General features: G+C 68.5%; 9 protein-coding genes. 4 read left to right on the top strand and 5 right to left on the bottom strand.

The features are described 5' to 3' along the window. The 4 genes from EBL85_RS07250 to yihA all read left to right on the top strand — a co-directional run. A partial coding sequence (locus EBL85_RS07250) for an IS110 family transposase (RefSeq protein WP_123142537.1) occupies positions 1–689 on the top strand: 689 nt, incomplete at its 5' end. A gap of 204 nt (positions 690–893) precedes the next feature. Then, positions 894–1442 (top strand): inorganic diphosphatase, encoded by a 549-nt coding sequence (gene ppa, locus EBL85_RS07245; protein WP_005224447.1) that lies wholly within the window; start codon positions 894–896, stop codon positions 1440–1442. 55 nt (positions 1443–1497) lie between these two features. Continuing rightward, entirely contained in the window at positions 1498–1983 is a 486-nt protein-coding gene (gene moaC, locus EBL85_RS07240; RefSeq protein ID WP_123142536.1) for a cyclic pyranopterin monophosphate synthase MoaC, read from the top strand. Positions 1984–2074: 91 nt separating this feature from the next. Continuing rightward, positions 2075–2689: a ribosome biogenesis GTP-binding protein YihA/YsxC gene (yihA, locus tag EBL85_RS07235; RefSeq protein ID WP_123139505.1), complete on the top strand. Its 615-nt coding sequence runs from the start codon at positions 2075–2077 to the stop codon at positions 2687–2689. Positions 2690–2759: 70 nt separating this feature from the next. Here yihA and EBL85_RS17585 read toward each other — a convergent pair whose 3' ends face one another. The 5 genes from EBL85_RS17585 to nudE all read right to left on the bottom strand — a co-directional run bounded on the left by EBL85_RS17585 (position 2760) and on the right by nudE (position 10049). Beyond that, complete coding sequence (locus EBL85_RS17585; RefSeq protein ID WP_123142535.1) at positions 2760–4658, bottom strand: OmpA family protein; 1899 nt, start codon at positions 4656–4658, stop codon at positions 2760–2762. A 303-nt stretch (positions 4659–4961) separates the two neighbouring features. After that, entirely contained in the window at positions 4962–6176 is a 1215-nt protein-coding gene (locus EBL85_RS07225; protein ID WP_123139507.1) for an acetate/propionate family kinase, read from the bottom strand. After that, positions 6173–8272 (bottom strand): phosphate acetyltransferase, encoded by a 2100-nt coding sequence (pta, locus tag EBL85_RS07220; protein WP_123139508.1) that lies wholly within the window; start codon positions 8270–8272, stop codon positions 6173–6175. The genes EBL85_RS07225 and pta overlap by 4 nt, the downstream gene beginning before the upstream one ends. A 170-nt stretch (positions 8273–8442) precedes the next feature. After that, on the bottom strand, positions 8443–9456 hold the full coding sequence (locus EBL85_RS07215) for a thioredoxin fold domain-containing protein (RefSeq protein ID WP_123142534.1): 1014 nt from the start codon (positions 9454–9456) through the stop codon (positions 8443–8445). A gap of 44 nt (positions 9457–9500) precedes the next feature. Next, complete coding sequence (gene nudE, locus EBL85_RS07210; protein WP_123142533.1) at positions 9501–10049, bottom strand: ADP compounds hydrolase NudE; 549 nt, start codon at positions 10047–10049, stop codon at positions 9501–9503. Positions 10050–10167 lie beyond the last annotated feature (118 nt).

Genomic DNA, 10167 nt, shown 5'->3' with positions numbered 1-10167 from the left:
AGACCGACGCGGTCGATGCCAAGGTGTTGGCGCGCTTCGGCGCGCTCCTCAAGCCCGCGCCCTGGACGCCGCCCTCGCCCGAGGTGCGCTTCCTGCGGGCGCTGCTGGCCCGTCAGCGCGCCCTCATCGAGGACCTGCGACGCGAGCGCAACCGCCTGGAGAAGGTCGAGGCGACCCACACCCCGGCGCTGGTGCGCGAGTCGGTGCGCGAGAGCATCGCCTTCCTCGAAGAAGCCCTCGCCAAGCTCCAGCAGCAGATCGACGACCACCTCGACGGCCATCCTCAGCTACGCGAGGACGTCGACCTCCTCACCTCGATCCCCGCCGTCGGCCTCAAGGTCGCCCAGCGCTTCGTGGCGCTGCTGCAAAGCCGCCCCTTCACCTCGGCCCAACAGTTCGCCGCCTACCTCGGGCTCGTGCCCGTCGAGCGACAGTCGGGCGCCTCCGTGCAGGGGCGCGCCAGACTCTCCAAGGCCGGGCCTGCCCATGCACGCGCCACCCTCTACATGGCCGCCGTCACCGCCATTCGCTACAACCCTCACGTTAAGGACCTCTACGAACGCCTCCTGGCGCGCGGCAAGCCCAAGATGGTCGCCCTCGGCGCCGCCATGCGGAAACTCGCCCACATCTGCTTCGGCGTGTTCAAGAACCGTCGTCCCTACCAGCCCGATTACGCTTCCGCGGCTTGACGGGAAAGACGGTATCTTGGCGGTTCAATCCCCGGCTGGGCTGACTGCTGAAACCCACCGAAACCGCCCGCGATTGGGATTCCGTCACGGGGATCGTCTACAATCCGTCGCTTTCCGTCGCGCGTGTGCGTCGGGGGATCGACCGCCCCCCGGGCCTGCGTGCGCGCCGCGACAACCACCCCTCGCAACCATCAGAGTACTTACATGGATCTGAAGAAAGTCTCCAGGGGCGACAACGTCCCCAACGAAATCAACGTCATCATCGAGATCCCGGCCCGCTCCGAGCCGGTGAAGTACGAGATGGACAAGGACACCGGCGCGATGTTCGTCGACCGCTTCATGTCGACGGCGATGTACTATCCCTGCAACTACGGCTATGTCCCCCACACCCTGTCGGCCGACGGCGACCCGGTCGACGTGCTGGTGGCCACGCCCTATCCGCTGCTGTGCGGCTCGGTGATCAAGTGCCGCCCGATCGGCGTGCTGAAGATGACCGACGAGTCGGGCGACGACGCCAAGGTGTTGGCGCTGCCGATCGACAAGCTCTACAAGGGCTATCGTCATATCACCAACTTCCGCGACATGCCCGAGCACCTGCTCGACCAGATCGCCCACTTCTTCGAGCACTACAAGGATCTCGACGAAGGCAAATGGGTCCGTGTCGACGGCTGGTTCGGCCGCGAGGAGGCGCGCCAGGAGATCATGGAGAGCGTGCGCATGTTCGACGAGGCCCCGGAGAAGCCGGCCTTCTGATCCGCGTCCCGCCCGCCCCTGGGCGGGCGGCGCCCCGACCGACGGAGCCCCGCCGATGGACGATCTCACCCATTTCGACGACCAGGGCGCGGCGCGCATGGTCGATGTCGGCGACAAGCCCTCGACCCGGCGCGGCGCACTCGCCGCGGGCCGCATTCGCATGCACCCCGCAACCCTCGAGCGCATCCGTCAGGGCGGCGCCGGCAAGGGCGACGTGCTCGGCGTGGCGCGCATCGCCGCCATCATGGGCGCCAAGCGCACCGCTGATCTGATCCCGCTCTGTCATCCGCTCGCGCTCTCGCGGGTGGAGATCGCCTTCACCCCCGACGCCGAGACCAGCACCGTCGAGTGCAGCGCCCAGGTCGAGACCACCGGTCCCACCGGCGTCGAGATGGAGGCGCTGTGCGCCGTCCAGGTCGCGCTGCTCACCATCTATGACATGTGCAAGGCGAGCGATCGCGGCATGACCATCGAGCAGGTGCGCCTGATCGAGAAGCACGGCGGTCGCTCCGGACACTGGCAGCGCCCCGTCGAGGCTTGACGCCGCCCCGCCACTCAGGCATCCCTACCCATCCCGGCGCCAGACGCCATCCCCCTCGCCCACACGGCGACCAATCCAGCACGCACACTCCATGAATCCCTTCTATCAACGCGCCCACTTTCTCACCTCGGTCCCGAGGATCGATCAGGCCCCGACCGACAGCGGTCGCGAGGTCGCCTTCGCCGGTCGCTCCAACGCCGGCAAATCGAGTGCCATCAACACCCTCTGTCACCAGAAGGCGCTGGCGCGCACCAGCAAGACCCCGGGCCGTACCCAGCACCTGGTGTTCTTCGAGCTCGACGAGCAGCGCCGTCTGGTCGACCTGCCGGGCTACGGCTACGCCAAGGTCGCCGAGTCGATCAAGCGCCAGTGGCAGCAACATCTGGCCACCTACCTGATCGAGCGACGCGCGCTCGCCGGGCTGGTGGTGGTGATGGACATCCGTCATCCGCTCTCGGCCTTCGACCGGCAGATGATCGCCTGGGGGCAGGAAGCGGAGCTGCCGCTGTTGCTGCTGCTGACCAAGGCCGACAAGTACCGCAAGGGCGCGGCACGCGCCGCCGAACTGGCGGTGGCCAGGGAGCTGCGCGAGGCCGGCGACCTGATCACGGTACAGCGCTTCTCCTCGCTCGAACGACAGGGCGTCGAGGACGTGCACGCCTGGCTCGATGCCCGGCTGGCGGTCGGCGAGGAACTCACCGACTGAGGCGGGAGGACAGGCGCCCGGAACGACCGGGCGCGTGCCCGGCGACGTCGCAACGGACGTCGCCTGCGGGTCACTCGATCACATAGATCTCGACCCGGCGGTTGCTGGCGCGACCGCTCGCGGTGGCGTTGCTGGCGATCGGCTCGGCCTCGCCGATACCCTCGGCCTCGACCCGCGCGGCCTCCAGCCCACGCTCGATCAGTCCCTGGCGCACCGCCTCGGCGCGCTGGCGCGAGAGTTCCAGGTTGATCGCATCGCTGCCGGCGCTGTCGGTATGACCGACGATCCGCAGGGTCAGCCCCGGATTGTCGGCGAGCAGCGCGACGATACCATCGAGCACCGGCAGCTCGCCGGCGGGCAGGGTCGCCGCCCCCGAGGGGAAGCGCAGGGTGTCGTTGGCCAGCCGCAGCCGCATCCCCTGCTCGGTGTAGCTCGCCCCCAGCTCGGCCAGGCGTTGGTAGAGCGCGCGCACCCGAGCGGTCTCGGCGCGCTCGGCGGCGAGCGCCGCGCTCAGCGCCTCGACCCGCCCCTCAACCTCGGCGTCGTCGGCCTGCTCGGCGAGCGCGGCATCGGCCTCGGCCAGCCGTGCCTGCTGCGCGGCGAGCTGCGACTCCAGCTCGGAGATCCGCGCCTCGCGCGCCGCCAGCCGCTCGCGCAGACCGGCATCGGCATCGGCACCGGCGGCGAAGGCCGCCAGCTCGTCCTCCAGCTCGGCGATCCGCGCCTGCGCCGCGGCGAGGGCCTCCTCGAGCTCGCTCACCCGCGCCGCGGTGGGACGGGCATCGAGTTCGGCACTCAGCGCCTGGTGCCCGGCCTCCAGCTCGGCGAGCGCGGCCTCCAGCTCGGCGATCCGCGCCTCGCGCGCGGCCAGCTGCTCGCGCAGCGCGGCACTGACATCGGCCCCCTCGGCGGCGGCCGCCGCCTCGGTCTCCAGTCCCTCGATGCGGGCCCGCGCCTCGCCGAGCGCGCGTTCGAGCTCGGCAAGCTGCGCTGCGCTCGGACGCTCGGCGAGCGCGGCCTCGGCCTCGACCCGCTGCTGACCGACCGCCACCAGCCGCGCTTCCAGCTCGCTGATCCGCGCCTCGCGCGCGGCCAGGGTCCGGTTCAGCTCGGCGAGCTCGGCCACGGCCTCGCCGGCCTCGGCGGGACGCGTCTCGAGCGCCGCCAGCGCCTCGTCGTAGGCGATCTTGAGCTGCTCGAGCTCGGCGCCGCGCGCCTCGGCCTTGGCCTCGGCCTGCTCCAGCGCCTGGCGCAGATGGGCGCAGTCGACCTCGTACTTGGCGCGGGCGGCGGCATAGTCCTCCTGCAGCAGTTCGAGCTTGGTCTTGAGCTCGGCGATGGCCTGACGATCGGCCTCCGAGGGCACGACCCCGAGGTTCTGCGCCAGACGCAGCAGCTCGGCATCCATCGGGGTGGTGGTGGAGAGATGGATGCGCTCGTTGAGATGACGCTCCAGGGTCTCGATGTGGGCACGATGCTCGGCCGCGGTGGCGGCGATCGTCTCATGGACCCGGGAGAGATCGTCACGCAGCGCGGCGATGGTCTCCTCGGCCTGCTGATAGCGCGCCTCGAGCTCGGCATAGGCACCGCTCGCCTGGGCACGCTCGGAGTCGAGATCGACCTCCATCGCCTGATGGCGCTCGAGCAACGTCTGGTAGCGCTCCTCCAGGCCCTGCTTCTCGCCGAGCAGCGCGGCGAGTCGCTGCTCGAGCTCACTCAGCTGCTCCGCGTGCTCGGCGCCCAGCCGATCGAGCTCGGCGGCCAGCAGCTCACGGCGCGACTCGGCATCGGCGAGCCGGGCATCGAGCTGGCGGGCATTGCGCTCGGCCTGGGCGAGCGCGCTCTCCTGGCTGTCGAGCTGTTCATAGAGCCGGTCGTCATACCACTCGTAGAGCAGATAGACGCCGATCAGGGCGACCAGCAGGAACAGCGCAACCGGTCTCCAGAACGTGGAGCTGGTATCGGACATCGTCACCTCCTTGGGGTGGCTCGTTCGGTCGTTGTTCTCGTGCGTGGCCGACGGGAAACCCCAAGCGGACCACGGTTGAATGACCGATTATCTCGCATTTAACCGACAGGCCGCACATCCGACGGATCAGCAGCATGACAGCGCGCGTCCGCTCACTCCCCAACCGGCAGCCCGTGACCTGCGTAAAACATGAACGGCGCGCGGGCCTCGCCCGGCGCGCCGTTCATGTCTTGTACGCCTGATCGAGAGGACAGCGCCAGCCGCCACCGGCCAAGCGCTGGCGGCTGACGATCCCGTCGAGGTTCAGCGCCGCTTGCGCTCCACCGTGGCCAGGGTCTGCTGGGCGATCTCCAGCTCCTCGTTGGTGGGGATCACCCACAGCTGCACCCGGCTCTCGGCGGTGCTGATACGCAGTCCGGCCTCATCGGCGCGACCGGCGTTGGCCGTGGCGTCGAGCTCGATGCCCAGCGCCTCGAGACCGGCGCAGGCGCCGGCTCGGACCTCGGCGGAGTTCTCGCCGATCCCGCCGGTGAAGACGATGGCGTCGACCGCGCCGAGCTCGGCGTAATAGGCGCCGATGTACTTCTTCAGCCGATGGGTCATCATCCCCAGCGCCAGCTCGGCACGCTCGTTGCCGCGCTCGGCCAGGCGCACCACCTCGCGCATGTCGTTGACGCCGCAGATGCCGAGCAGCCCGCTCTGACGATTGAGCATGTGGTCGATCGCCTCGGCGTTGAGCCCGAGGTGCTTGCTCAGATAGATCGGCACCGCCGGATCCATGTCACCGCAGCGCGTGCCCATCACCAGCCCCTCGAGCGGGGTCAGCCCCATCGAGGTGTCGACACAGCGGCCGTTGCGGATGGCGCTGGCGCTGGCGCCGTTACCGAGATGCATGGTGATCAGGTTGCACTGCTCGAGCGGCTTGCCGAGCAGCTCGGCGGCGCGCTTGGCGACATAGTGGTGCGAGGTGCCGTGGAAGCCGTAGCGACGGATGCGGTGCTCGGTGTAGAGATACTCCGGGATCGCGTAGCGATAGGCCGTCGGCGGCATGGTCTGGTGGAATGCGGTGTCGAACACCACCACCGAAGGGACGCTCGGGAAGTGCTTGCGCGCGACCTCGATCCCGGCCAGATGACCGGGGTTGTGCAGCGGCGCGAGCGGGATCACCTCGTGGAGCTCGGCGAGGACATCGGCGTCGACGATCACCGGGTGCTTGAAGTGCGGCCCGCCGTGGACCACCCGATGGCCGATGGCGCTGAGTTCGGAGACGTCGCCGAGCACGCCGTGCGACTGCAGCGTCTCGACGATGAAGTCGATGCCTTCCTGGTGCGAGGGCACGGCGAGATCGTTCTGATCGCGCTGCATCACCCCATCGGCGTCGAGCCATTCGAGACGCATCTCGCCCTCGGTCTCGCCGATACGCGCGACCATGCCCGAGGCGATGGCGGTCCAGTCTTCGCTGCGGAAGAGCTGATATTTGATCGAGGAACTCCCCGAGTTGAGGACCAGCACCTTCATGCCTGGATCTCCTGTTCGGTCTGCGCCTGGATGGCGGTGATGGCGACGGTGTTGATGATGTCGGTCACGGTACAGCCGCGGCTGAGGTCGTTGACCGGCTTGTTGAGCCCCTGGAGCACCGGCCCGATGGCCACCGCCCCGGCGCTGCGCTGCACCGCCTTGTAGGTATTGTTGCCGGTGTTGAGGTCGGGGAACACCAGCACGGTGGCATGTCCGGCGACCTCGCTGTCGGGCATCTTCGAGCGCGCCACGTTGACGTCGACGGCGGCGTCGTACTGGATCGGACCCTCGATCTTGAGATCCGGACGACGCTCGCGGGCGAGCCGCGCGGCCTCGCGCACCCGCTCGACGTCCTCGCCCTTGCCCGAGCTGCCGCTCGAATAGGAGAGCATCGCCACGCGCGGCTCGAGGCCGAAGGCCGCGGCGGTCTCGGCCGAGGTCACGGCGATCTCGGCGAGCTGCTCGGCGGTCGGGTTGGGGTTGACCGCACAGTCGCCGTAGACCAGCACCCGGTCGGGCAGGCACATGAAGAACACGCTCGAGACCAGCTCGACGCCGGGCTTGGTCTTGACCGTCTCGAAGGCCGGGCGGATGGTGTGCTGGGTGGTGTGCACCGCGCCCGAGACCATGCCGTCGGCGTCGCCCACGTGCACCATCATGGTACCGAAGTAGCTGACGTCCTCGAGCACGTCGAGCGCCATCTGCTCGGAGATGCCCTTGTGCCGGCGCAGCTCGTAGTAGGCCTTGGCATAGCGCTCGCGCTCCGGCGCCGTGGCCGGGTCGAGGATGCGGATCCCCTCGAGCTTGAGCCCGAGCTCGCCGATGGTGCGATGGATCTCGTCGGGGTTGCCGAGCAGGGTGAGGTCGGCGACCTGGCGCAGCATCAGGATCTCGGCGGCGCGCAGCACCCGCTCGTCGTTGCCCTCGGGCAGCACGATGCGCTGGCGCCGCGCCTTGGCGCGCTGGATCAGCTCGTACTCGAACATCAGCGGGGTGACCCGCTCGGAACGCCGCCCGGTGAGCCGGGTGCGCAGGTCGTCGACGTCGACGTGCGCCTCGAACAGCCCCAGCGCGGCGGCGATCTTGCGCGCATCGCCGGGGAGGATGGTCGACTCGATGCCGTGCAGGTTCATCGCCGTGGTGAAGGTGTCGGTCGGCACCTGGAGGATGGCGACCTTGGTGCGACGCAGCCCCTCGATGAGCTGACGCACCTTGTCCGAGGGTTCGATGCCGCCGGTGAGCAGCAGCCCGGCCACCCGCGGGAAGGCGGCCGAGGCGTCGGCGGCGAGACTGGCGAGGATGATGTCGGCGCGGTCACCGGGGGTGATGATCAGGCTGCCGTCCTCGACATAGCCGAGGAAGTCGGGCACCGCCATGGCGGCGATCTTGTAGCTCGACACCACCTGGTTCATCGCGTCATCGTCGCCGTAGAGACGCTCGGCGCCCAACGCCTGACAGACCTCGCCCACCGTCGGCATGCCGAGCTCGGCATCCTCGGGGATGACGCAAACGTTCTCCTTGTCGGTGAGCAGGTCGCGGGCACGGTCCTTGACCGTCTCCACGCACTCGGGCTCGACGCCGTTGACGATGCTCACCAGGAAGTCGCCGCCACGCTCGCGCATCAGTTCGTGAGCGATGTGCAACGCATCCTGCGCCTCCTGCGGGGTGCGGCCGAAGCCCTTGACCACCGCCACCAGACCGCAGCCGAAGTGACTCGCCAGGTCGGCGTTGAAGCTGAGCTCGAGCGAGGGGATCAAACCGTTGTAGTCGGTCCCGGCGCAGACCACCAGGTCGCAGCGCTCCTCGAGCATCTTGAACTTGTTGAGGATCAGCTTCAGCAGCTCGTCGTAGCGGCCACTGCCGATCAGCTGACGGGCGGTCTCGACCGTACAGCCGTAAAGCATCTCGGGCGGGAACGGCAGATCGTAACGGCTACGGATCAGCGCGGTCAGGTTGTCCTCGGTCGCGCCCCGGGGGGCGAACGGCCGGAAGAACCCGACCTTCTGCTTGACCGACGAGAGCATCTCCATGAAGCCGAGCACGACCACGGACTTGCCGCTACCGCGTCCGGCGCCGGCGATATAGACGCTTTGCATTATTCTTCCTCTTACGGGGCATGACGATCGTGCGCGATCGTCAGACCGTCAAAAACAGCGACGCGGAAAAATAACAGATAATAACCATGCCGGGATCGCGCTATTTCAATGACGTAGCGCCGGACTCCCTGATTTTCCCAACACTAGCACTGTACACGAAACGGTCGATTTCACTCTCCGGGCGTCTCCACGCGCGCCCGCCAGCGACCATAGGGAAGGTCGCGATAGGCGCGGCTGTCGATGTATTCGAGCACCCGCCCGAGCCGATAGAAGCTCGCCACCGAGTCGACCCGCAGCAGCTCACGACCACGCTCGTCGAAGAACAGCACGGACGGCGCATAGAACAGGCCCAGCTCGGCGGCCCAGTCACGCGCGCGGACACGCCGACCGTCCGGGGTGATCACCGGGGTGGGGGCATCCATGTCGAGCTGTACCGCGTCGATCCGGGTGAAAGACGCATCCAGCCCGGTCCCGCGCAACACCTGGCCGTGGAGCACGTCGCAGGCATGACACTCGCCGCGCTCGAAGAAGACCGCCAGGGGCCGTTCGGCAGGGAAGCGACGATCGAGGTTGTGCGGCGGCGGCTGGAAGAAATCGGCCTCGTTGAGCGCGTCGAGCTCGAACACCAGACGATTGTCGCCACGGGCGAGATAGTCGCGGAAGGACTCGTTTTGATAGTGGGCGTCGGCGACGTATTCGAGCGCGGCGCGAAACTGATAGGGCGGGTAGTAACCGCGCAGCCGCAGCGCCAGTCGTCCCGCGGCGTCATAGAACAGGATCGTCGGGGTGAAGTCGGCCTGCTCGCGCAGCGCCAGCGCCCGCTCGCTGAGCACCGCGCCGTCGATGGCGGTGACCTCGGCCACGCCCCAGGCATCGAGTGCGACGACGTCGAAATGACGCCGGGTGTAGTCGCGGATGTCGGCCTGGCCGAACACCTCGTCCATCAGCAGATGACAATAGGCGCAGCGGCGCTGGCCGACATAGACCATCAGCCCGCGCTTGCCCGCCGCCACCGCCCTGGCCAGATCATCGGGAAGATCGAACAGGGTCTCGGTGAACCAATCGGGGTGTTCGAGCAGGGTCGCGCGCGGGCGATCGTCGAAGGCCCCACCGCCCTCCTCTGCCACCGCGGCGATCGTCACCCCCAGCAGAACAGCGGCCAGCCATACTCGAATGATGGTCATGCGGATCCCTCCCGATATCGACCCCAGCGGTGACGGCGCGCCGCTCAGTCCCCGGCGGCGAGCGCGCGCTGCGCGAGAAAGAGCGCGGCAATGGCACGGGCCTCGTCAAAGTCCTCGCGCGCGAGCAGCGCATCGAGCGCGTCGAGGCGCCAGGGGACCACCTCGATCTCCTCGGGCTCGTCGCCCGGCAGGCGACTCGGATAGAGATCCTGGGCAAGCACGATCAGGCTGCGATGGGCGATATAGCCGGGCACCAGCGAGACCCGATCGATGATGCGCAGCGTCCGCGCCCCATGCCCGACTTCTTCCTGGAGTTCACGGTTGGCGGCAGCGAGTGGATGCTCGTCGGGCTCCACCACCCCCTTGGGCAGACCGAGTTCGTAACGTTCGCTGCCGGCGCCGTACTCGCGGATCAGCAACACCGTCTCGGCATCGAGCATCGGCACGATCATCACCGAGTCGTTGCCGCTGCCGGGCACCCGCTCATAGGTACGCCGCGCGCCGTTGGCGAACTCCAGATCGATCTGCTCGACCCGGAACAGTCGACTCTCGGCGACCACGCGACGGTCGAGGATCTTGGGTTTGGACCGCATCAGGGACTCCTTGCAGGGATGAGAGCGCCGCGGCGGCCCGACACCGGGCACGCGGCTCGAAACCACCATAACCGAAGGCCGCCGGGGCGCGGCGGGTTGGCGTCGCGCCCGGGCATCG

This window comes from Marichromatium sp. AB32, assembly GCF_003718675.1.
Lineage (GTDB): Bacteria > Pseudomonadota > Gammaproteobacteria > Chromatiales > Chromatiaceae > Marichromatium > Marichromatium gracile.
Note: the sequence above shows the minus strand (reverse complement) of the source record. Positions and strands in the feature narration are given on the sequence as shown.

Bases quoted from the DNA above. Each gene is read 5' to 3' on its own strand.
- ppa (WP_005224447.1), top strand. From the start codon at position 894: ATGGATCTGAAGAAAGTCTCCAGGGGCGACAACGTCCCCAACGAAATC.
- moaC (WP_123142536.1), top strand. From the start codon at position 1,498: ATGGACGATCTCACCCATTTCGACGACCAGGGCGCGGCGCGCATGGTC.
- yihA (WP_123139505.1), top strand. From the start codon at position 2,075: ATGAATCCCTTCTATCAACGCGCCCACTTTCTCACCTCGGTCCCGAGG.
- EBL85_RS17585 (WP_123142535.1), bottom strand. From the start codon at position 4,658: ATGTCCGATACCAGCTCCACGTTCTGGAGACCGGTTGCGCTGTTCCTG.
- EBL85_RS07225 (WP_123139507.1), bottom strand. From the start codon at position 6,176: ATGAAGGTGCTGGTCCTCAACTCGGGGAGTTCCTCGATCAAATATCAG.
- pta (WP_123139508.1), bottom strand. From the start codon at position 8,272: ATGCAAAGCGTCTATATCGCCGGCGCCGGACGCGGTAGCGGCAAGTCC.
- EBL85_RS07215 (WP_123142534.1), bottom strand. From the start codon at position 9,456: ATGACCATCATTCGAGTATGGCTGGCCGCTGTTCTGCTGGGGGTGACG.
- nudE (WP_123142533.1), bottom strand. From the start codon at position 10,049: ATGCGGTCCAAACCCAAGATCCTCGACCGTCGCGTGGTCGCCGAGAGT.